We start from the raw sequence: 23,036 nt of genomic DNA on the forward strand, positions 1-23,036 counted from the left end.
AGCAATGAGCTTGACGAATCAACCAAAGCGTCCGGAAATATAGTCGGACGTGCTCTGTTTTTCCGGATTGGTAAATAAAGTTCTCGTTTGACCGAATTCAATCAGCTCGCCTTGGTAGAAGAATGCCGTATAGTCCGCAATACGAGCAGCCTGCTGCATATTATGTGTCACGATAATAATTGTATAGCTGTTCTTAAGTTCAAGCAGTAGTTCTTCAATTTTCGAACTGGAAACTGGGTCCAGCGCAGATGTTGGTTCGTCGAGCAAAATGACATCTGGTTTAAGTGCGAGTGCCCGTGCAATACAGAGACGCTGCTGCTGACCACCCGAAAGACTCGTTGCTGAACGATCCAACCGATCCTTTACCTCATCCCAAAGTCCAACCTGTTTCAGGCAATCTTCCGTAGCTTCCTTCAATATTTTCTTACTGCGTACTCCGGCAAATCGAAGCGGAAGCTGAATATTCTCGCTGATCGATTTTGGGAACGGGTTAGGCTGCTGAAACACCATGCCTATTTCTTTGCGCAACTGAACAACATCTATCTTAGGATTGAGAATATTGACGTCCTTATAACCGATCGTTCCTTCACATCGCGCAGAAGGAATCAAATCATTCATTCGATTAATCGTTCGGAGAAATGTTGATTTTCCGCATCCAGACGGTCCAATCAAAGCAGTGATTGATTTCTCATGAATGGGAAGATTGACATCTTTAACTGCATGATTATCACCATAAAAAATATTGACATTCTCCACTTTGATCTGAATCGGAAGTTCCTTAGTCACTGTATTATTTGTAAAAGAAACAATATTTTTCTCCATTTGAATCATATCCATTCCTCCCGCTTATTTTCCTGAAAATTTTTGATTAATTACTTTTCCGAGCATACGTGCAAATAAGTTAAAGAGCAGAACACAGATAACTAGAACCGCAGCCGATCCATTGGCAATCGTCTGTACGTCCGGCATGATTCCCCCTGTATTTACAGACCAAATATGAACCGAAAGCGTCTCTGCTGAACGAAACAGATTCAGAGGCGAGTTTGGTGATGCAGGGTTCCAATTACCAAAATCAAGATCCGGCGTCGAAAGACCAGCGGTAAACAGTAATGCTGCTGATTCCCCAAAAACGCGTCCTGCTGACAGAATGATGCCAGTCAAAATACTTGGAAAAGCTGCAGGAAGAAGAATTGTTTTAATTGTGTGCCAGTGAGTCAGTCCAAGTGCCAGCCCACCTTCTTTTTGATGACGTGATAGTGCATGAAAGCCGTCTTCCGTAACACGTACAATGACTGGAAGGTTGAAAACAGTCAATGCGAGTGCACCGGAGAAGACCGAATATTTAAATCCAAAATAATTAACGAATACTAGCATACCGAACATACCTACAACGATTGATGGAAGAGAAGCCAGTACTTCAACGCATGTTCTGATAAAAGATGTTAATCTGCCCGGTTTGGCATATTCAGCAAGATAGATTCCCCCGCACACGCCAATAGGAACGGTCAGCAGCATCGTAATAACTAACACGTAAAATGAGTTCCATAGTTGATCTTTAATACCGCCTCCAGCTAAAAACGGGCTTGCGGATGTCGTAAGAAAATGCCAAGAAATGCTTGAGACACCCTGTACTAAAATATAACCCAGCATCGAAACCAGTATGGCTGCCATTGCCGCAGCACATGCAATAATAACAGAGAGGGCAATTCGATTCGTCATTTTACTGTTCATCGTTTTTCTCCCCTCTTTCCTATGAAACGAATGATGACGATAAACACATAGGAAATCAGCAGCAGGATTAATCCAAGTGACCATAGTGCATCATTGAGCAAACTTCCTGTCGTTGTATGACCCATACTTAAAGTAATAATTGTCGTTAGCGTTGCTGATGGATCAAGAATCGACGTAGGAATTTTTCCCACGTTACCAATAACCATCTGTACGGCAAGTGCTTCACCGAAGGCTCGTGACATGCCTAAGATAATCGCAGTAAGCAAACTAGATCCCGCTGCAGGTATCACGACACGCCAGATTGTCTGCCATTTTGTTGCACCGATGGCGTAAGAAGCTTGGCGCAGGGAATCAGGTACTGCACGGATGCTGTCTGCCGCTATACTCGCTACAGTCGGTAAAATCATGATGCCGACAACAATTGCTCCGGTGATCAGATTAAATCCGGTTCCGCCGAAATGCTGACGCATAAACGGAACTATGATCGACAAGCCAATTAAACCATAGACAACAGAAGGTATGCCAACTAATATTTCAATAACGGGCTGCATAATTTTTGCGCCCCATTTTTTTGCAATTTCAGCCATAAATATAGCAGTACCGATCGCAATCGGTGTCGCAATGAGCGCAGCCAAAAATGTTACAGCCATTGATCCGAAAATGAAAGGAAACGCGCCGAAGGAGGGGTTTTCTGCGCGATCCGGAAACCATTCTGTTCCCGTAATAAACGTCCAAAAATTAAGGCGATCAACAACAAAAGAACGAAGACCTTGTACTGTTAAAAACAATGTGATTGCTGTTACCGCAACGATCATAAGCAATGCACTGCCATAAATGAGCAGTTTTCCCCTGCTCTCGCTCGTGCGGTCGGTCAACCGTGAAAAAAAACCTTTTTCATTAATCAGCTTTGATCTGCTGCTAGATGCAGGTGCCGCATCCGTAACCATTTTGCCGATTTTCATCCTCACACCTCATTTACAATTATTCAAGAGACGCCCATATGACGACAAGCGGGACGTCACAGACCTTCCCGCTTAAGCCGCCATTGGACTTTACTTTGTATTTAATTTGTCCTGCAATATCTTGGACAATTATTTATCTGTTTGTTTACCTTCAGCATCGCGCTGTACTTTCATATTCTTAACGGAGAGATAACCTTGAGCCGGAACATCTTTAGTCTGTACAGCATCGCTCATCATGAAGTCAAGGAATGCTTTAACCAATTTCGATGGTTCGCCTTTTGTGTACATATGTTCATAAGCCCATACAGGGAATTTGCCAGAAGCAACATTGTCATCAGAAGCTTCAACGCCGTCAATAGAAAGCTTCGTTACTGAAGTATCATTTGCTGTGAAATATGAGAGTGCCATGTAGCCCACTGCGCCAGGAGTTTCAGAGATAATTTTCTTCACAGTGTTTGTTGAGTCCTGAGTAATACCTTCGGCAGGAGTCTTGTTATCAAGAGCAAATTGGTCGAATGTTGCGCGAGTACCAGAACCGTCAGGACGGTTAACCAATGTGATCTTCAGATCTTTTCCGCCGACTTCTTTCCAGTTCTTAACTTGGCCAGTAAATACTTTTTGGAGATCTGCTTTTGACAGGTTCTTAACGCCAGCTTTAGGATTTACTGCTGCTGTCATACCAACTACTGCAACTTGATAATCTTTGAGAGCTTTTGCATCGATGTTTGATTTGCTTTCTGCGAACACATCAGACATACCAATGTCAAAGTTGCCATCTTGTGCTTCGCTTAGGCCTGTACCACTGCCTCCGCCTTGCACTTCGATCTGAACATCAGGATTTTTTTCCATGAATTCCTTAGCAACTTGTGCTGCCAGCGGTTGAAGAGCTGTTGAACCGCCGATTGTGATTTTACCTGATAGTGCTGCAGATGAAGAACTTGAATCTTTAGAAGAACTGCTGCTGTCTGACGAACTGCTTCCGCTTCCGTTTCCGCAACCACTAAGAATGAGTGTTAAAGAAAGAACGAAAACCAGTGCAATCGCGAGCAAGTTTTTCTTTTTCATTTGAATATTTCCCCCTCAGAATGTTGAGTCACCTTATTGCACTTCTTATAATAAGGCTTGACTTTTAAACGAATATAAACGAATTGTAAAGGTTTTGTAAAGACGAATAATGTCGAACAAAATCCTTTGTCTATAGCATGGCCAGCACCAGATCAATAATGCACGAGAAATAGGTTTATTATGATACAAATTCACACTAAAAAAGAGAGAAGACGTTTGCCTTCTCTCTTTACCTAAGTTAAATGAAGCTATATATTGCTTTTTATAAATGATTGATTAATGCATCGGCAAACTGCGAGCACTTTACTTCAGTCGCATTTTCCATAAGCTGAGCAAAATCAAAGGTTACAATTCTGCTTGCAATCGTCTTTTCAATTGCACTGACAATTAATTCAGCCGGCTCATACCAGCCCAGATACTCAAACATCATGACCCCGGAGAGAATCACAGATGATGGATTGACTTTATCCTGGCCCGCAAATGTCGGTGCAGTACCATGAGTCGCTTCAAATAAAGCCGTGCCTGTCTCATAATTAATATTCGCACCGGGGGCAATTCCGATACCGCCGACTTGTGCTGCAAGCGCATCAGAAATGTAGTCGCCATCCAAATTCATGGTCGCAACGACATCATATTCACTCGGATGCAGCAAGATCTGTTGCAGAAAATTGTCAGCAATTGCATCTTTAATTAAAATACGTCCGCTGCTTAGTGCATCTCTCTGGGCTTTATCTGCTACTTCTTTACCTTGTTCTGCAGAAATTGCTCCATATTGCTTCCACGTAAAGGTCTGTTCCGAAAATTCACGTTCCGCAAGCGCATAGCCCCAATTTTTGAACGCACCTTCCGTAAATTTCATGATATTTCCTTTATGGACAAGTGTTACACTCTTTCGTCCTTCTTTGATTGCATAGCGGATTGCCGCACGGACCAGACGCTCAGTTCCTTCTTTAGATACAGGCTTAACGCCGATTCCCGATGTCTTTGGGAAACGAATATTTGTTACATCCATTTCATTTTGGAGGAACTGGATGATCTTCTTTGCCTTAGGAGATTCAGATTCAAATTCAATTCCGGCATAAATGTCTTCTGTATTTTCTCGAAAAATTACCATGTCAACACGTTCCGGATGCTTTACTGGTGAAGGAACACCTTCAAAGTGACGTACCGGACGCAGACAGGTGAATAGATCAAGCTGCTGGCGCAATGTGACGTTTAGTGAGCGAATGCCGCCGCCTACTGGTGTTGTAAGTGGGCCTTTAATCGCAACGACATACTTTTTCATTGCGTCAACTGTTTCCTGAGGAAGCCATTCGCCTGTTTGATCGAACGCTTTCTGACCGGCCAGCACTTCCTTCCAAATTATTTTTCGATCGCCTTGATAAGCCTTTTCTACAGCAGCGTTAAAAACGCGCGATGCCGCCGCCCAGATTTCCGGGCCAATACCGTCACCTTCCACATAAGGAATAAGCGGATTATTTGGTACGTTCAATATGCCGTTTTGTACGAAAATTTGTTGTTCATGTGTCACAGTATGTACCTCCATACATTTTTGTCATTGTCTGTTAAAGCCACATTTTCTTCTAGACTTTATGAGTTCTCCATCATCAACACCTATTTAGCGCTGATCAATCGGCACAACTTTTCTTAGATGCTCACCATTATATTCGGCACGCGGTCGGATGAGCCGGTTGTCATTGTATTGTTCCATAATGTGCGCCGCCCACCCGGATGTTCTGCTAATCGCAAAGACCGGTGTAAACAAGTCGTGATCAATACCCAAGTCATGGTAGAGGGTCGCTGAATAAAAGTCGGTATTCGGTAGTAACCCTTTTTTCTCTTTGATTAGATTCTCAATTTTAACCGACATATCATATAGCCGCGAGTCTCCTTTAAGATCACTCACTTTTTTCGCCATTGTTTTCAATATTTTGGCACGAGGATCGCCGTTTTTATAAACACGGTGACCGAACCCCATTATTTTTTTCTTATTTTGAAGTGCATTCGAAATGTAATCATTTACCCACTCAATGGAACCGATTTTCTCCAACATATGCATAACCTGTTCATTCGCACCACCATGAAGCGGTCCCTTCAAGGCACCAATCGCCGATGTAATTCCAGAGTACATATCTGATAGTGTCGCCACACATACACGTGCCGTAAACGTTGAGGCATTCAGTTCATGATCGGCATGAAGAATCAGCGCTTTATCGAACATCTTCGCCTCAGTCTCAGATGGCACTTGGTCTTTAAGCATATAGAGAAAGTTGGCTGCGAACCCCAATGACTTATTTGGAGCTATAGGATCGAGTCCTTTCCTGATTCTGGAAAATCCGGCAACAAGTGTCGCAATTTTCGCCTGAATGCGTAGTGCTTTATTCTTATTCGATTGCTGATCCATCAACTCAGCATCAGGATCATACATGGCCAAATTCGAAACTGCAGTTCTTAAGACGGCCATAGGGTGTACATGGTCAAACGGATACATCTTCATGATCGTAAACAAGTCATCTGGCACCGCTGCATTCTCTGCAAGGGCTAATTTGAATTGACTGAGCTGTTCAGCAGTAGGGAGTTCGCCATTCCAAAGCATATAAACGACTTCTTCAAAAGTAGACAATTCAGCTAAATCCTGAATACTGTACCCTCGATACATGAGCACATCATCTTTAATTGAACTAATTGCTGAAGTTGTTGCAACAATACCTTCCAAACCTCTTGTCATCACCAAATTAATCCCCTCCTTGAATGTAGCACCTAGCTCTCGGAATGCGAACAATGAATCTATTGTTGCTTCCTTTATTTGATAAATATCTAGAGTCAAAAAATCAGCACTTCATTGCAACCTATTATTTAATAGTAGTACAGTTTTCTGAACTCTTCATGAACAGATGCAAAAATAATGATGAAAAATATGATTTTTCAATTAAATATCACTGAATGTTATGGTTCTTATGCAAAATTGTTATCTTGATTATATCTGCTTAAGCAGACTTTGTGAACAATAACCACGATAAATCTTTACGCACACCTTTTTTCAAGTGTATATTAGCCGCTTGTCCGCATATGTATAAAATTGAGGTGGGGATGAGACATGAACTCTCGGGAATCACAACCGTTCATAGCCGGTCTATTCATAATTTTACGTACCCTTGTTGTCGCAGCCGCAACCGCAGTAACTGTCGCGGTCTTGATGCTCGCCTTCCGCTATGCATTGCCCTTTCTCATCGCATGTGCGCTTGCATTCTTAATCAATCCTATAGTGGTATTCATCGAAAAAAAAACGGGGCTGCCCAGGGGAGCAGCCTCATTTGTTGTTCTTTTTCTCTTCTTTTCGCTATCTATTGGTGTCCTATTGTTTTTTGCAATTGCTCTGATCAAAGGCGTATCTTCATTTTCTCGTTCAGTCCCAAATGAAATTCAAGTGCTCATCGGAGATATGCAGACATTTTTTTTCTCTAATCTGCTTCCCTCATGGGAACAGGCGCTGCATATTTTTTCTGGACTACCAAGCGTGCAGCAAAAAGCGATACAGCTTAATGTAGAGAGTATGGCGGGAACACTTGTCGAGATGCTTAATGATCTTGCAGGACAATTACTCGCGAATCTGACACAATTTGTTGCGACGATTCCAGATACAATCATTTCTGCTGTTTTTATCTTTCTCGCTTCATTTTTCTTATCAAAGGATTCTGAACGGATCAAGGTACGTTTCCATGCATTCAGTGCTCATTCTTCAATTGGAAGGCCTATTGACAAAGTTTTGACTGAGTTAAAAAAAACATGCATTGGTTTTGTACGAGCCCAATTTTTACTCGTGTTCATGACCGTTGTTATTGTCTATGCGGGACTTCTTATTCTAAGAGTACCTCACCCACTGACCATTGCGTTAATCACCGGCATCGTCGATCTCATTCCCTATCTAGGAACCGGCGCAGTCTTTATCCCATGGATTCTTTATCAGTTTTTCATGCACCATTACTTTTTCACGATCAGCCTGACTAGTCTTTACATTGCCGCCATCATTCAGAGACAACTCGTGGAACCCAAAATATTGTCAGTGAACATCGGTATCGATCCGCTTGCTTCACTCGTTTCTATTTACTTCGGCTTTCGTTGGGTCGGTATTGCCGGCATTATTATTGGACCGCTTGTCCTCGTCGTGATTAAAACATTATATTATGCCGGTACCTGGCAGGCAATATGGAGATACATTCTTGGCAAGAAAGCATGAGTAAATTATCGTTTTCTAAATGAGATGAACGTAATGCCCCCCTGATTGATCCGTTCGCGAATCCATCTTTTTAAACGCTTGATCAATAGGATTCTAAATGCAGGAATCAGGAGTAAAAGACCTGTGACATCACTAATGAGACCTGGCGCGCACAACAGTATACCGCCGAAGAGCAGGCAAGCACCATCCAGCAGCGGTTCATTGGGCATCCGTCTCTGATTTATATCATCGCTGATCTTCTGCAAAATGATAAAACCTTGTCTTCTTACAGTCCAGACACCAAGCATAATGGACAATATAAGAATCATAATTAAGTTGAATCCGCCGATCAGCTGTCCGACATAAATTAGCACGCATACCTCAGCAAGTGCATAAAGCATTAAGACAAGCAGTATTTTTTTCAGCACCAACAAGACTCCTTTAGTTTTATGCTTGCTTTGAAGCTTTGACAATTAACGCATGAAGATCCGGATTTTTTCGTCGTATCGAAACGGGACGCAGAGATAGATCTGTCCAGCAGTGGGAACTCGATCCGTCAACGAGCAATTTTCGGTCTTTTTCTCTGTAGATTTTATAATCAAACGTTAATTTAATACTGTCGTAAGCGCCAATTGTTGTTTCGACAAGGAGTGTATCGTCATATTGAGCCGGCTTATGATAGTGTACCTCAACGCCAAGAACCGGCATCATAAAGCCCTTTTCCTCAATTTCTCGATACGAAATGCCTAACTGCTGAATAAAATCTGTTCGTGCAATTTCAAAATAATTCACATATTGACTGTGATGAACAATACCCATTTTGTCCGTTTCGTTATACCGAACGACGATTTTTGTCTCATTTCCGTTCATAATAAAAACACTCCTGTTTCAAAATTTGCTTTACCCTCATAACTTCCGCAGGATGCGGTGGCTTTCGCTTTGCTCACAGAAGTGAGCCGCTGTTAATCAAAGCACTTTTTTCCTGGGCCGCTTACACTTAAATCTTTATGCTTTCTTAGTTTTGTAAAAAATTTAAGAGAAGGCACATAAATGTGCCTTCTCTTATCATAAATGATTGGTGGTACGAATAAAAATGAAACGTTGCTGGGTTTGATCATTGACCGTCCCCATAGCCATTAAATTATGCTTGTGTCAGATTTTCTCCAACAGTGTGCACACGCATAACGTTTGTTTTGCCTGATGCTGCAACTGGAAGTCCTGCAGTGATGACAACAAGATCGCCGTCTTTTACAAGATCAGTTTTCTTGCCGCTGTCAACAGCAATTTCAAACATTTGATCGGTCGTTTTTGCAATTTCGCTCAATACTGGAGTTACGCCCCAAGCAAGGCACATTTTGTGAGCAACACGTTCAGAGCTTGTTACCGCAATAACTGGAGCTTTTGGACGGTAGTGAGAAACAACACGTGCAGTATAGCCGCTCACCGTTGCTGTAATAATTGCGCCAACATTAAGGTTCAGTGCCGTATGAGCAACTGCTTCACCAATTGCAGCGGTGACAGTCGGTTCGCTTGAATCACTCAATTTCTTGAGAATGCTCTTATAGTCTAAAGCAGATTCAGCCTTCAACGCAATGTTATTCATCGTTGTAACGGCTTCTACCGGCCATTTACCGGATGCAGACTCACCAGAAAGCATGATTGCATCTGTTCCGTCAAAAATTGCGTTTGCAACGTCGCTGGCTTCAGCGCGTGTACAACGCGGGTTGCGGATCATAGAATCAAGCATCTGTGTTGCAGTGATAACCGTCTTACCGACTTTGTTGCACATTTTAATGAGTCGTTTTTGAACGAGCGGAACATCTTCCGGCGGAATTTCAACGCCAAGGTCGCCACGTGCGATCATGAGGCCGTCAGACACTTCAAGAATTTCTTCAATATTGTCGACTGCTTCTTGGCTTTCGATTTTAGGGAAGATGTGCACGTCATCAGCACCGTGTTCTTTACACAGATTACGGATGTCATTAACATCTGAAGCATGCCGAACAAATGAAGCTGCAATGAAATCGATACCTTCGCCGATGCCAAAGACAATATCGTCTGCATCTTTTTCAGTCATACCAGGAAGGTTGATGCTGACATTAGGTACGATGATACCTTTTTTGCTCTTCAAAACACCTGTGTTTAAAATCTTGTTATGAATAAGTCCGGCTTCTTTATCGATACCTGTAACTTCGAGTTCAACCAAGCCGTCATCAATCAAAATTTTAGAACCTACATTAACATCATCGATCAATTCTGCATAAGTAATGGAGAATTTGTCGGCAGTTCCGGCAACTTCGGTCGTTGAAATATCAACGGATTTGCCTTCTTCAAGAAGAACTTCCTTAGTAGCCATATCATGAGTTCTGATTTCAGGACCCTTTGTATCAAGCAGAATACCGATCGTCTTACCAGTAATCTGCATTGCCTTTCTAAGGTTAAGTACTTTTTGATGGTGTTCTTCATGATCACCGTGTGAAAAATTGAAACGCGCAACGTTCATGCCGGCGTTGATCATCTTTACAAGTGTTTCAACCGTATCGCTTGATGGTCCCAGTGTACAAACAATCTTTGTCTTTTTCATTAATTAATTCCCTCCAACAATTTATATGGATAGTACTTTTGCTAACTTATACAGATCTTCGTTAAACTCATGTTTTTTTGTAAGTAGATCAAGTATGTCATGAGCTACGATTTGATTATTCTGAATGGCGATCATCTTTCCTTTATCGCCGCTCAGAAGCAGATCGACAGCCTTATTGCCCATTCGTGCTGCCAATACACGGTCAAAAGCAGTCGGCGCACCGCCGCGTTGAACATGACCAAGAACCGTAACCCTGGTATCCATATTCGTTTTGGCTTTGATTGCCTTGGCTACTTCGTCCGCACTGCCTACACCTTCAGCTACAATAATAATACTGTGTTTCTTGCCGCGTTCAATACCACGATTTAATCGTTCAACGATGTTATCAAGATCTTCTTTTGTTTCCGGAATCAGAATTGATTCAGCTCCATCGGCAAGACCTGACCACATAGCAAGATCACCGCAGCCGCGACCCATAACTTCAATGATAAAGCGGCGCTCGTGCGATGTCGCTGTATCGCGAATTTTATCAATGGCATCGATAATCGTGTTCAATGCCGTATCAAAACCAAGGGTGAAGTCCGTTCCCGGAATATCATTGTCAATCGTTCCGGGGATCCCGATCGTAGGAAAGCCGAGCTGAGTCAATTTAACTCCGCCCATAAAAGAACCATCGCCGCCGATAACAACCAAGCCCTCAATGCCAAACTTTTTCAATTGTTCAATGGCAATGGCACGGCCTTCTTCTGTTTTAAATTCTTCACATCGCGCAGTATAGAGAACGGTTCCTCCTCGCTGTACAATATCGCCAACATCGGAGACTTCAAGCTTCTTGATATTCCCTGTAATCAAGCCTTTGTAACCATGATAAATACCGTAAACCTCAACACCGCGATAAATAGCAGACCTTACAACTGCTCGGACTGCTGCGTTCATCCCCGGCGCATCGCCGCCGCTTGTCAGAACGCCAATCTTTTTCATCACAACAATCACCTCATTTTAGTGTCAATGCTATTGCCTATCTGATGAATAAGAAAAAATTGAATGATTGGTTTGATTTTCCTGGACTGTCTCATAATTGCCGATTGCCCGGTACTTGGCTAAGCGCTGGTTGCGAATCTGGTCAGCGGTTAACTGGCTTAATTCCTCAAAGGACTCAATAAGCGCTTGATCAATGAATGCTGCCTGCTTCTTCGGATCATGATGAGCACCGCCCAAAACCTCCGGAATCAGTTTATCAATAATACCAAGTTTTTTCAAATCGGATCCGGTAATTTTCATCGTTTTCGCTGCTTCTTCTGCTTTGCCCGCATCTTTCCACAATAATGCGGCAGCTCCTTCAGGCGATATGACCGAATACCAAGCATTCTCCAACATTAAAATTTGGTTGCCAACTCCGATTGCGAGAGCGCCGCCGCTTGCACCTTCGCCAATCACCACACTAATAACCGGAACTGAAAGTCCGGACATTTCAAAAAGATTTCGAGCGATAGCTTCGCTTTGTCCTCGTTCTTCGGCAGCTTTACCGGGAAAAGCACCTTTTGTGTCAATAAACGTAATAATCGGGCGGTGAAACTTGTCCGCTTGTTTCATCAGACGCAATGCTTTGCGGTAGCCCTCCGGATGCGGACTTCCAAAATTGCGCATAATGTTTTCTTTTGTATCTCGTCCGCGCTGCTCTCCGATCACCGTAACAGGACGCCCATGAAACTTTGCAATCCCGGAGACGATCGCAGAATCATCTCCATATAGGCGGTCACCATGACATTCAATGAAATCTGTGAATAAGAGCGGAATGTAATCTAACGTCGTCGGGCGATTAAGCTTTCTCGCGACGCGAACACGTTCCCAAGGGGTCATGCTGCCATAAGTATCTTTTTCAAGATCCGCAAGGCGCTCCTGCAGATGATTCAGCTCGTCAGAAAGATCAATGCCTTTCTCATTCATGAACTTCTTTAATTCCGAAATCTTTTCTTGGAGCTCAAGAATCGGTTTTTCAAAATCTAATTCCGGTCCCATTATTCGGCACCTCCTTCAGCGTGGATCGACAAGACCTGCCCAAGAACAGTTCTCAATTCGGAACGAGGGATGACTTGGTCAAGCTGCCCGTGTTTCAGCAAAAATTCCGCAGTTTGGAAGTCATCCGGCAGTTCCTCGCCAATCGTCTGTTCAATAATGCGTCGCCCGGCAAATCCAATTAAAGCACCGGGTTCAGCAAAATTGTAATCGCCAAGGGAAGCAAAGCTTGCCGAAACCCCACCGGTTGTCGGGTGGGTCATAATGGAAATATAAAGCCCGCCGTTCTCACTGAAAGCCTTCAATGCACCGCTTGTCTTAGCCATCTGCATTAGGCTGAGAACGCCTTCCTGCATGCGAGCGCCGCCTGATGCAGAAAAGATAATGACAGGAATACCATTCTTACCGGCATATTCAATCAAACGAGTAATTTTCTCACCGACGACCGATCCCATGCTCCCCATTCGAAATCCCTTGTCCATAATGGCAACAGCTGCCTCGAAACCTTCAATCGTACCTTTACCGGTCCAAACAGCCTCGTTCAGTCCGGTTTTCTTTCGATCAGACTCCAGCTTGTTCATATAATTTGGAAACTGGAGAGGATTCAATGACACCATCTTCTCATCGAACGCTACATATGAATCTTGGTCGAAGAGCATCTCTGCACGATCATGGGCACCTATTGGATAATGATACCCGCAAGATTGGCAAACAAACAAATGCTTGCTCAACTCTTTGACATACATGATCTTTTTACATTTTGGACATTTACGGACAATGCCCTCTGGAACATCCTGCCTTGCCTTTGCGGATGGGACTGTTGCATACTTTTTTTTCTTGGTAAAAAAGTCCTTCATCAAGTATATCACCCTCTTACTTTGTCAAAGCTGAAATTTCATCTTACAATACAACATGTCACTTTTTCTTCACGCATAATTCATGAAATCGTCGATTACTTACAGAAAACGGATTGCGGAACAATGAAAAATGAAGATATAAGTAAATAAAAAAAATAAATAGTGACGTATTCCATGATCTTTCGGATATCCGTGAAAAAAATCCTAAACTTCATCATTATAACAAAGGTTCGGCAAAAAAATAAGCAACATGCAGAAGGAGCAGGCTCCTGACTGTATTTGAACATGACAGCATGTATTTTTTCTTTCTTTCTCATCCATGATGAATTAATCCGGAATTGTACCGCTTTTAATCATCACATTTTTCTCTCCAAGAAGCAACCGCATCGTTTTAACAAACGAACTGTCTAATTGAACCGCGTATTTTGGATCAAGTGCAACTGTTTTTTTATTGGACTCATAATAGAGAAAGATACGATGCTCACCAGGCTGCTTGGCAATTGATGATTTTACTTGTTCAAGTAACTGCGGATGATAATGCGCATGATCTATTCTCAAGAAAAGCACTTTCTGAAGGTCAGAGAGATAGTCTTGCAAACGCAGAGCCCGCATAAGTACCAGTTGCGGCTTATCATTTTTTCCTTTCGAATGTTTTGCACGGATCACAGCCATTTGCCCATCACGCAGGATCCCCTCAACCTTTTCATACGATGCGGGGAAACAAACGGTGTCAATCAATCCCGTTTCATCGCCGGCAGAAAAAAATGCCATTGGCTGTCCTGACTTGGTACGAATGCGTTTCACTTGTTCAATCATAACAGCTAAGTTTATGATTTGCCCTTCAGGTGCAATTTCTGCCGCACTGACCGTCACAAATGATTTGGGCAGACGGGATTTGTATTCACTGATCGGGTGAGCAGAAAGATAAAAGCCGAGCGCTTCGCTTTCATAGTGCATTTTTTCCGCTGCACTCAGCGGCGGCACATCGATATAATCCGCTTCATTCTCCACGGAGATAGGAAAAGAAGCTTGTCCTCCAGCCAGTTTCTGCTCTTCTTCGCCTAAACTGATTGCACGATCCAATGTTGCAAGCAATACGGCGCGATCAATGCCGAATGAATCAAACGCTCCTGCAAAAATCATTGATTCAATTGCCTTTCGATTTACTTTTCGTGTCGGCACACGGCGGCAAAAATCGTACAGACTTTTATAGGCTCCGCTTTGATTTCGCTCGGCTATGATTACATCAACCGCTCCGTTGCCGACATTTTTAATCCCGGCCAAACCGAAACGTATGGCATCTCCTGACGGTTCAAAACTGTTCATACTTTCATTTATTGAAGGCGGAAGCAGACTGATGCCGCGATTTCGCAACTCACGGATCGTCGCTTCAGTCTTATCAGGGTTGCCAACAATTCCGGTAAGATGCGCAGCCATAAATGCCTGGGGATAATGTGCCTTCAAATAGGCGAGCCGATACGAAACATAGCTGTAGGCAACAGCGTGTGATCGATTAAATCCATAGTTCGCAAATCGGACAATTAAATCAAAAATTTGATTAGCTGCCGCTTCCGAGTAGTGATTCTGCACGCATCCGGACATAAAGCTCTTTTTTTGATTCTCCAGAAGTCCAAGCTTCTTCTTTCCAACCGCACGCCGGAGAATGTCTGCCTGACCAAGTGAGTAGCCTGCCATTTTAACGGCAATTTGCATGATTTGCTCTTGATAAACAAGCACACCGTATGTTTGACGGAGGATCGGTTCCAGATCAGGATGTGGATAAACCACTTTTTCCTCTCCATGTTTCCGCCGCACATAATGGTCAATAAATTGAGATGGTCCCGGACGATAAAGCGAGTTAACAGCAACAATATCTTCAAATTCAGTGGGCTGAAGTTTGCGGAGCACTTGCCTCATACCATCCGACTCCAATTGAAAGATACCCATTGTATCGCCACTGCTTAGTAACTGGAATGTTTCAGAGTCATCCAAAGGGATTGAATTAATTGCAAGGGCTCCGTCTCTGTATGCAGCCGTCCTTTGAAGAATTTCTCTCATAAATGTCAGGTTGCGCAAACCAAGGAAGTCGATCTTCAATAACCCTAAAGCTTCCAAAACATCCATCGGGTATTGCGTCACAGAGACATTATCATGACCTCTTTGAACCGGGACAGTGTCCGTCAAAGGCTGATTGCTGAAGATGACACCCGCAGCATGAATGGATGAGTGTCGAGGCAGCCCCTCAATGCGACGTGCAAGCGCAAAAAGATCGCCTGCCGCAGCGGATGACTGTACAAGGCTTCGCAATTTATCCGAATCCTTAAGTGCCTTTTCCAATGTCATTTTCGGAACACCGGGGATGAGACGTGCGATACGATCGACAAGCCGCGGTTCGCTCCCGAGCACCCTGCCAACGTCGCGGATCGCCGCACGCGCAGCCAATGTGCCAAACGTGATGATCTGCGCGACATGCGCACGTCCATACTTTTCACATGCATAGTCAATCATTTTGTCACGATCGACGTCTGGAAAATCCAAATCAATATCCGGCATGGTTACTCGTTCCGGATTTAAAAAGCGTTCAAACAGAAGTTGATACTTAATGGGATCAACTTCTGTAATTTTCAATACATAAGCCACCAGTGAACCTGCAGCAGAGCCGCGACCAGGTCCCGGCATATATCCCGCTGATCGGGCATGCGCGACAAGGTCGGCGACAATGAGAAAGTAATCATTAAAGCCCATTTCATTAATGACGGATAATTCATAGTAAAGACGCTGCTTAGTCTGTTCTGATATGCTCCTATATCGTTCCTTCAATCCATTTTCGCATAATGAACGCAACCGTTGTTCAGCGGACTGGCCACTGGGAAGCGGGAAGTCCGGAAAGCGGGCTTGATTAAATGAAAAGGTAACGTTGCATGCTGCAGCAATTTCTCCCGTCAATGAAACCGCCTCTGGCAAATCCTTAAACCTGCGCGTCATTTCATCCGTTGACTTGAAATCAAAATCATAACTGCTTTGCTGGCGGTCCGCTAACTTCATACCATCTCGTATGCATGTGAGACAAGCATGTGCTCTCTCGTCTTCCTTATTGAGATAGTGAATACTGTTGGCGGCAATTAGACGAATCGAATATCGTTTTCCAAGTTCACGGAGCTGCCGTTCGACTTTTTGTTGTTCATTTAAATTTCCGTTACGCTGAATTTCAAGAAAAAAACGGTTGCCAAAAAGAGCATGCAGATTTTCCGCAAGCTGGTTTGCACGCGTCACATCCCCTGAAACAAGGAAACGGTCAATCGGTCCGCTGGGTCCCCCGGATAAAGCGATCAAACCTTCTGTGTATTTTTTTAACTGCGGTAAAGAAATACTTCCGACATTACTGAACTGTACAAGTGAAGCCAGTTTGACGAGATGCTGATAGCCCGAATTGTTTTGTGCCAATAGGATGATTGCCGGCATCTCTTCTGAGTGTTTTGAACGTGTCGCATTTTCTCCATTTGCTTTCTCATCAATCACCAGCTCCATGCCAATCAGCGGATGAATGCCTTCCCGTTCACATGCACGGTAAAAGGGGATGACGCCGTACATCACATTTCGATCAGTCAGCGCGAGCGCCTTTTGTCCGGCACGTTTAGCCAGATCAACTAAATCGTTGATCCGGCAGGTGCTGTCCAGAAGACTGTATTCACTATGTACATGAAGATGCACAAACGGCATGCGCCTTTACCCCTTTTTTTAACATATTCCTCAGTTTTTCATTTAAGTATCCTGCACTCTGTTCATTGTGTACAAAGCGCGCGTAAGTCTGCAATGAGCTGATCGGCCTCTTCCCAGCTTCCGACCGTTGCACCGGAAGCCATCGGATGTCCCCCACCATGGTATTTTGCGGCCAATTGATTGATGACGGGGGCTTTTGATCTGACTCGTGCTCGAATAACCTCGTCTTCTTCCGAAAACAGAACCCATGCTTTGAGATGCGCAACATTTGAAAAGCAATTAACAAGTGCAGATGCATCGGACGAAGTCAAATGATAGGAGCGAATAACCTCTTGCGTCAGCTTCACATAACCCACGCCTTCTTCAGTCAATGTGAAATGTTCCAACACATAGCCGTTTAAGCGGGCCTGCTCCAAACTGCGTTCATACAGCTGATCAAAGAACGCTTGACGATTAAATGGCCGCTTGACAAGTTCTGACGCTGCGAGAAAGGTTTCCGAAGTAACGTTACTGTATTGGAATCGTCCGGTGTCTCCGACAATGCCTGCATAAAGCAAACGTGCTGCCTCTGTTGACAGCGTCAGTTCCGGATGACTTCGAAAAATGGAGCAAAGCATTTCGCTTGTTGAACTCGATTCTGTATTGACCCATTCCGGATCTCCATAAGAATCAACAACCGGATGATGGTCAATCTTTATCAGATGTGCACCGTTATTGTATCGCTCATCGGAAATACGCTCCCGATTTGCTGTGTCACAGACAATTACCAAAGCATTTCTATAAATCGAGTCATCAATTTGATCCATTTTTATAAGGAACTGCAGCGATTCGGATTCTTCGCCTACACTATAAACGTTTTTTCCGGGAAAATTATCTCTGATCAGACAAGCCAAACCTCCCTGAGAGCCCAATGCATCCGGATCAGGTCGGACATGTCTATGTATAATGATTGTGTCGTACTGTCTAATCAAATCCACTATTTTGTCAATCAATGAAAATCCTCCTTTTTAATCGGACAAGCAATCCACTTATCCGCACTGCATTAATCAGAGTTAGTAACGGTCAATAAATTGAGCATTCAACAATGCCTTCCCGCAAAGCTGACCCTCAACAAACAATTCAATATCCATTTTTCCGTTTCTTCTCGTCATTTCGAGAATTTTCGGACGTACCGTTACGGTCTGCTCCAATTGTACCGGTTTGAAAAAGTAAAACGAGAGGTTGTCCACGACTAAATCGCTTCGACGCAGATGATTCAGTACGCGACGGGATACTGTCGTTACCATCGAAGTCATAACGCCGTGTGACACAGAACCCAAGTAATCGCTCATTTGCGGTGTGACATTGAATTGAAACATATAGTGATTATCCTCTGAATAATCCTTGAGCTGAGACGATACAATATCTTCAATCGTCTCCCCCATCTGCGGCTGCTGCTGAATCATCTGCAGTGCCTTAAGCACATCACGACGCGTGATCATTCCCAAGAGATGATGCTCTGTATCAACAACCGGCAGACCGTCGATTCCTTCCCAAATCATACGATGTGCAGCTGCCGCAACAGAGGTCGTTGGGTTGACAATAAGCGGCATCGGAGTCATCACTTCTTCAATGGTCCGAACTTTTTGATCCTTCAAAATGTCCTTCATGGCCACAATGCCGACCACTTTCATCTGCTGATCCACAACCGGGAAACCACTATGTGATGTTCGATGATTTAATTCATACCACCGTTTCGGCGAATCATAAGTGAAAACAAACTGCGTCTGAGCAAAGGGAATCATAATATCCGAAACATGAACGATCTCTTTTTTAATCAATTGATCATAGATCGCACGATTAATTTTGGCAGCTACGGTAAAGGTATCATATGATGTTGAAATCACCGGAAGCTGTGTTTGATCCGCAAGTTGCTTAACCCATTCGCTTGTATTGAAACCGCCGGTAATCAATACCGCTGCCCCTTCTCTAAGCGCATATTCGTGGACGGACTCGCGATTTCCGACAATCATCAGGTCATTTGCGCCAATGTAGCGTTTCATTGCGTCCATTTCCATCGCGCCGATGACAAAGTGATTCAGCATTCGCGAAAGACCCGCTTTGCCCCCAAGTACTTGTCCGTCTACGATATTGACGACCGAGTCGAATGTCAGCTTTTCGATGCTTTCTTGTGTTTTCTGCTCAATCCGAATTGTCCCGACACGTTCAACTGTGCTGACCATTCCTTGGATCTCCGCATCTTTAATTGCCCGATATGCTGTTCCTTCGCTCACTTGAAGCACTTTAGCAGTCTGCCGAACAGAGATCTTGCTTCCGATCTCAAGATCAGCGATGTATTTTAAGATTTGGTCATGTTTTGTCTCCATCTCAATCGCTCCAAACGGCTCTTACAGGTTTAGTGTTTGACCAGGCGACAAGACATATCCATGTCCATCAAGCTGATCTACAAACTTCTTAGCATCCTGAGTGATGACAGGAAATGTATTGTAATGAATCGGAACCACAGCCTTCGCCTTAAGCCATTTTGCTGCCTGCAGCGCATCGGCCGGTCCCATTGTAAAATTATCACCGATTGGCAAAAATGCGAGATCAAGATTATTTTGTTCGCCAATTAATTTCATGTCAGAAAAAAGCGCGGTATCTCCTGCATGATAGATCGTCTTGCCTTCAATAGTTAATAAAAGTCCGGCAGGCATGCCCGCATAAATAATCTGTCGACGTGCGCTATCCGTAATGCTCGATCCGTGAAATGCCTGTGTCATCTTGATCGTTCCAAATGAAAATTCATGAGCGCCGCCGATGGACATCCCGTGGACGTTCAATCCTTTCCATTTAAAATAGGTAGCAAGTTCAGCAATGGCAACAATCAGAGAGCCATCGCGTTCAGCTATCGGCTGAGTATCCTCAATATGATCACCATGACCATGTGTCAAAAGGATCGCATCGATTTTCGGCAAATCATCAATACTTAAAGGTGTGTTTTGATTTCCAGTGATGAAAGGATCAATTAATAAATTACCTTTCACCGTTTCAATTAGAACCGTTGAATGACCGACATATGTAATTCTCATTCATTTCACTCCTTATTATAGAACGTTAGTTCGCTTTTTGACAATGTAAACTTTTTGACTCTCCATTCATCCGTACTGATTGGTTTAAAATTTATTATACACTACATAGGACTAGGTTCGCATGAAACAGGCGGGTACAGAAAGCAGATCCAAACACGTTTTTAAATTTCCAATGAAATTATGACGAACGGCCCCGATGCTTCTATTTTGTGATACATTATACATATTACGAATGAAACTGGAGTGACCCTAATTGTCAGAGAAAATGAAGCAAATTGAAAAGTGGCTGCGTGAGCAAGAAGGCAGGTTCGCCTATATCGCAGATCCGACCAACGTCTTCTATCTTACTCATTTTAAATGTGATCCTCATGAACGTTTTCTTGGTTTATTTCTCTTCCCAGATGATGAACCTTTCTTAATTTGCCCTGAACTCGAAGTTGGTCAAGCACGAGCTTCTGCTTTCGGCCATGAAGTAATCGGCTATCGCGATGATCAAGATCCGTGGGATTCTGTTAAAAAAGCATTGAGCGGCCGACATGCTGAGTTCAGTAAAGTATTTATTGAACCAAGCACTCTGCCATACAACAAAGCTTTGGCTTTAACAGCTATTGACGCGCAGATTGTGTTTCAATCCATTGAAGATTATCTCGCCGACATGCGTAATATTAAAGATGCAGGCGAGCTTGCTGCAATGAAAAAAGCAGGTGAAATCGCAGATTATGCCGTTAAATTAGGCATTGATGCAATTAAAAAGGGCCGAACAGAAACGGCAATCATTGCTGAAATTGAGCACGAACTAGCCAAACAAGGCTACTCAGAGATGGCATTTGATACGATGGTCCTTGCCGGAGAGAATACCGCAAAACCTCATGGCTATCCGGGAACACGTCAGATCCGTGAAGGTGATTTCGTTCTTTTCGATCTTGGTGTCGTGATTGACGGTTATTGCTCCGATATCACACGGACCGTATGTTACAAGCATATATCCGACGAGCAGTACAAAATTTATGAAACAACGCTGCAAGCAAATTTGGCCGCGATCAAAGCAGTCCGCCAGGGACTCAGAATCGGTGATCTTGACGGAGTAGCCCGAAAAGTCATTGCTGATGCCGGTTACGGTGACTATTTTACCCACCGTCTTGGACATGGTTTGGGCCTCGGTGAACATGAACAGCCATCAATGAGCGCTGCGAATAATAGAACCTTGACTACCGGCATGGTGTTCACGATTGAACCAGGCATTTACGTCCCTGAAGTCGGCGGAGTCCGGATTGAAGACGATGTTTACCTAAGCGAGAACGGTCCGGAAACATTGACGCATTATCCAAAGAAGCTCCAAATTATCGATTGATTTTAAAGCAAATAGACAGGTCAGAGATTTGATTCTGTCCGAACACATTTTGATAGATTTCATCCGGTCTTTGACTCAAAAATGCGTTGCAGGTTTGAACCTGCAGCGCATTTTTTGTACAAGTAATGATATAGAATTGAAGAGTAGTTAGTGTGGACGGCCTTGGCAAAATACCGCAATCAACAGTTCAAGAGAAATCCGGCTGCTTATGATCATCACAACTAAGATTTGCCGAAACTAAGTTTTCTTAGAACATAACTTCAGATTTCCTGATGTTTCTTCGAAAGACGGACCGTGTCACGCGCGATCATCACTTCTTCGTTGGTCGGGATGACAAGAATATTAATTTTCGATTGATCCGTACTGATCGAGATTTCCTTGCCATTAATCTTGTTTTTTTCTGCATCCCAGTCAATACCCATAAATCCGAGTCCATCAAGTACATGTGCGCGAACCATCGAACTATGTTCACCAATGCCCGCAGTAAATACAATTGCATCAACACCGTTCATCTTCGCCGCAAATGATCCGATATACTTTTGAATCCGTTCAACGAATACCTCAATTGCGAGCTTTGCGCGTTTGTTCCCTCTTTTTGCTTCCTTCTCAATATCTCTTAAATCGCTTGAAAATCCGGACAGTCCAAGCAATCCGCTCTTTTTATTAAGCACGTTGATCACTTCATTTGCATTCATGCCGGTTTTATCCATAATAAAAGGAATCAGTGCCGGATCAATGTCGCCTGAACGCGTACCCATCGTCAAGCCGGCAAGCGGCGTAAAACCCATCGATGTATCAATGGATTTGCCGCCCTTGACAGCGGTGATACTGGCACCGTTTCCTAAGTGACAGGAAATCAAGCGAAGATTCTCAATGGGGCGCTTAAGCAGCTCTGCCGCCCGATAGGCAACATATTTGTGACTCGTACCATGAAAACCGTATTTTCGAATGCCGAATTGTTTGTAGTAGTCATAGGGAAGGCTGTACAAATACGCTTCACTGCCCATGCTTTGATGAAAGGCCGTATCGAATACGACAACTTCAGGAACATCGGGGAGCACTTCTCGAAACGCACGTATGCCGACTAAGTTAGCCGGGTTGTGCAATGGTGCAAGATCAGAAAGATCTTCTATTTTCTTAATCACATCGTCGGTCACCAGTGCAGAATCATCAAACTCTTCTCCGCCATGGACGACACGATGGCCGATTCCTTCAATTTCCTTCAAGGAATGGACAATTTTCAATTCAGTCAATCGATCAAGCAAAATCCGTACCGCCACTTCATGATCTGAAATCGAGGCGATTTCCTGCTTCTTCTCACCATTGACACTAATTGTAAAAATGGAATCCGACAAACCAATACGTTCAACAGAACCCTTGGTTACCAAATGCTCAGCAGGCATATCAAGAAGTTGAAACTTCAGTGATGAGCTGCCAGCGTTGATCGCGAGAATTAATGCCAT

18 protein-coding genes and 1 pseudogene are annotated in these 23,036 nt (G+C 43.6%); 2 read left to right on the forward strand and 17 right to left on the reverse strand.

The window, feature by feature from the left end; all coding sequences use genetic code 11:
- Positions 1-18 precede the first annotated feature (18 nt).
- From pstB to citZ, 6 genes are all read right to left on the reverse strand, one after another.
- Positions 19-822, reverse strand: a complete 804-nt coding sequence (gene pstB, locus AC1MBV_RS12845) for a phosphate ABC transporter ATP-binding protein PstB (protein WP_255746000.1) — start codon at positions 820-822, stop codon at positions 19-21.
- Positions 823-846: 24 nt separating this feature from the next.
- Positions 847-1,731: a phosphate ABC transporter permease PstA gene (gene pstA, locus AC1MBV_RS12850; protein WP_255745756.1), complete on the reverse strand. Its 885-nt coding sequence runs from the start codon at positions 1,729-1,731 to the stop codon at positions 847-849.
- Entirely contained in the window at positions 1,728-2,693 is a 966-nt protein-coding gene (gene pstC, locus AC1MBV_RS12855) for a phosphate ABC transporter permease subunit PstC (RefSeq protein ID WP_255745758.1), read from the reverse strand. The genes pstA and pstC overlap by 4 nt, the downstream gene beginning before the upstream one ends.
- A 129-nt stretch (positions 2,694-2,822) precedes the next feature.
- A complete protein-coding gene (locus AC1MBV_RS12860) occupies positions 2,823-3,758 on the reverse strand; it encodes a phosphate ABC transporter substrate-binding protein (RefSeq protein WP_255745760.1) in 936 nt (311 codons plus the stop codon).
- Between the two features lie 262 nt (positions 3,759-4,020).
- Positions 4,021-5,304 carry an NADP-dependent isocitrate dehydrogenase gene (gene icd, locus AC1MBV_RS12865; protein WP_480948437.1) on the reverse strand — a complete coding sequence of 428 codons (1,284 nt, stop codon included), beginning with the start codon at positions 5,302-5,304 and terminating at the stop codon, positions 4,021-4,023.
- 72 nt (positions 5,305-5,376) lie between these two features.
- Positions 5,377-6,492: a citrate synthase gene (gene citZ / locus AC1MBV_RS12870; RefSeq protein WP_304654715.1), complete on the reverse strand. Its 1,116-nt coding sequence runs from the start codon at positions 6,490-6,492 to the stop codon at positions 5,377-5,379.
- A 363-nt stretch (positions 6,493-6,855) separates the two neighbouring features.
- Between citZ and ytvI the strand changes: the two genes are divergently transcribed.
- On the forward strand, positions 6,856-7,995 hold the full coding sequence (gene ytvI / locus AC1MBV_RS12875) for a sporulation integral membrane protein YtvI (RefSeq protein WP_255745765.1): 1,140 nt from the start codon (positions 6,856-6,858) through the stop codon (positions 7,993-7,995).
- Between the two features lie 5 nt (positions 7,996-8,000).
- On the opposite strand, the gene AC1MBV_RS12880 is transcribed toward ytvI, so the two are convergent.
- From AC1MBV_RS12880 to AC1MBV_RS12925, 10 genes and pseudogenes are all read right to left on the reverse strand, one after another.
- On the reverse strand, positions 8,001-8,402 hold the full coding sequence (locus AC1MBV_RS12880; RefSeq protein WP_255745767.1) for an FxsA family protein: 402 nt from the start codon (positions 8,400-8,402) through the stop codon (positions 8,001-8,003).
- A gap of 19 nt (positions 8,403-8,421) precedes the next feature.
- A complete protein-coding gene (locus tag AC1MBV_RS12885; RefSeq protein ID WP_255745769.1) occupies positions 8,422-8,844 on the reverse strand; it encodes an acyl-CoA thioesterase in 423 nt (140 codons plus the stop codon).
- Between the two features lie 277 nt (positions 8,845-9,121).
- Positions 9,122-10,558, reverse strand: a pseudogene (gene pyk / locus AC1MBV_RS12890) (pyruvate kinase); the annotation flags it as partial.
- 21 nt (positions 10,559-10,579) lie between these two features.
- Positions 10,580-11,539, reverse strand: a complete 960-nt coding sequence (gene pfkA, locus AC1MBV_RS12895) for a 6-phosphofructokinase (RefSeq protein WP_255746003.1) — start codon at positions 11,537-11,539, stop codon at positions 10,580-10,582.
- Between the two features lie 30 nt (positions 11,540-11,569).
- A complete protein-coding gene (gene accA / locus AC1MBV_RS12900; protein WP_255745771.1) occupies positions 11,570-12,577 on the reverse strand; it encodes an acetyl-CoA carboxylase carboxyl transferase subunit alpha in 1,008 nt (335 codons plus the stop codon).
- Entirely contained in the window at positions 12,577-13,434 is an 858-nt protein-coding gene (gene accD / locus AC1MBV_RS12905) for an acetyl-CoA carboxylase, carboxyltransferase subunit beta (RefSeq protein ID WP_255745774.1), read from the reverse strand. The genes accA and accD overlap by 1 nt, the downstream gene beginning before the upstream one ends.
- A 324-nt stretch (positions 13,435-13,758) precedes the next feature.
- On the reverse strand, positions 13,759-17,151 hold the full coding sequence (gene dnaE / locus AC1MBV_RS12910; RefSeq protein ID WP_255745776.1) for a DNA polymerase III subunit alpha: 3,393 nt from the start codon (positions 17,149-17,151) through the stop codon (positions 13,759-13,761).
- Positions 17,152-17,213: 62 nt separating this feature from the next.
- On the reverse strand, positions 17,214-18,143 hold the full coding sequence (locus tag AC1MBV_RS12915) for a DHH family phosphoesterase (protein ID WP_255745778.1): 930 nt from the start codon (positions 18,141-18,143) through the stop codon (positions 17,214-17,216).
- Positions 18,144-18,203: 60 nt separating this feature from the next.
- A complete protein-coding gene (locus AC1MBV_RS12920; protein WP_255745780.1) occupies positions 18,204-19,517 on the reverse strand; it encodes a DRTGG domain-containing protein in 1,314 nt (437 codons plus the stop codon).
- Positions 19,518-19,538: 21 nt separating this feature from the next.
- Positions 19,539-20,222 (reverse strand): metal-dependent hydrolase, encoded by a 684-nt coding sequence (locus AC1MBV_RS12925; RefSeq protein ID WP_480948438.1) that lies wholly within the window; start codon positions 20,220-20,222, stop codon positions 19,539-19,541.
- Between the two features lie 253 nt (positions 20,223-20,475).
- On the opposite strand from AC1MBV_RS12925, the gene AC1MBV_RS12930 reads away from it, so the two are divergent.
- Positions 20,476-21,573 carry a M24 family metallopeptidase gene (locus AC1MBV_RS12930; RefSeq protein WP_255745784.1) on the forward strand — a complete coding sequence of 366 codons (1,098 nt, stop codon included), beginning with the start codon at positions 20,476-20,478 and terminating at the stop codon, positions 21,571-21,573.
- A 260-nt stretch (positions 21,574-21,833) separates the two neighbouring features.
- Here AC1MBV_RS12930 and AC1MBV_RS12935 read toward each other — a convergent pair whose 3' ends face one another.
- Positions 21,834-23,036, reverse strand: coding sequence for an acetate/propionate family kinase (locus AC1MBV_RS12935; RefSeq protein WP_255745786.1), 1,203 nt, complete (start codon positions 23,034-23,036; stop codon positions 21,834-21,836).

The organism is Sporolactobacillus sp. PKPK-6 (genome assembly GCF_056678885.1).

What these genes read in the sequence shown, in the direction of transcription:
- pfkA (WP_255746003.1), bottom strand. Translation starts at nt 11,539, where the DNA reads ATGAAAAAGATTGGCGTTCTGACAAGCGGCGGCGATGCGCCGGGGATG.
- pstB (WP_255746000.1), bottom strand. Translation starts at nt 822, where the DNA reads ATGGAGAAAAATATTGTTTCTTTTACAAATAATACAGTGACTAAGGAA.
- dnaE (WP_255745776.1), bottom strand. Translation starts at nt 17,151, where the DNA reads ATGCCGTTTGTGCATCTTCATGTACATAGTGAATACAGTCTTCTGGAC.
- AC1MBV_RS12935 (WP_255745786.1), bottom strand. Translation starts at nt 23,036, where the DNA reads ATGGCATTAATTCTCGCGATCAACGCTGGCAGCTCATCACTGAAGTTT.
- AC1MBV_RS12860 (WP_255745760.1), bottom strand. Translation starts at nt 3,758, where the DNA reads ATGAAAAAGAAAAACTTGCTCGCGATTGCACTGGTTTTCGTTCTTTCT.
- ytvI (WP_255745765.1), top strand. Translation starts at nt 6,856, where the DNA reads ATGAACTCTCGGGAATCACAACCGTTCATAGCCGGTCTATTCATAATT.
- accA (WP_255745771.1), bottom strand. Translation starts at nt 12,577, where the DNA reads ATGGGACCGGAATTAGATTTTGAAAAACCGATTCTTGAGCTCCAAGAA.
- pstC (WP_255745758.1), bottom strand. Translation starts at nt 2,693, where the DNA reads ATGAAAATCGGCAAAATGGTTACGGATGCGGCACCTGCATCTAGCAGC.
- pstA (WP_255745756.1), bottom strand. Translation starts at nt 1,731, where the DNA reads ATGAACAGTAAAATGACGAATCGAATTGCCCTCTCTGTTATTATTGCA.
- icd (WP_480948437.1), bottom strand. Translation starts at nt 5,304, where the DNA reads ATGGAGGTACATACTGTGACACATGAACAACAAATTTTCGTACAAAAC.
- AC1MBV_RS12885 (WP_255745769.1), bottom strand. Translation starts at nt 8,844, where the DNA reads ATGAACGGAAATGAGACAAAAATCGTCGTTCGGTATAACGAAACGGAC.
- AC1MBV_RS12920 (WP_255745780.1), bottom strand. Translation starts at nt 19,517, where the DNA reads ATGGAGACAAAACATGACCAAATCTTAAAATACATCGCTGATCTTGAG.
- AC1MBV_RS12925 (WP_480948438.1), bottom strand. Translation starts at nt 20,222, where the DNA reads ATGAGAATTACATATGTCGGTCATTCAACGGTTCTAATTGAAACGGTG.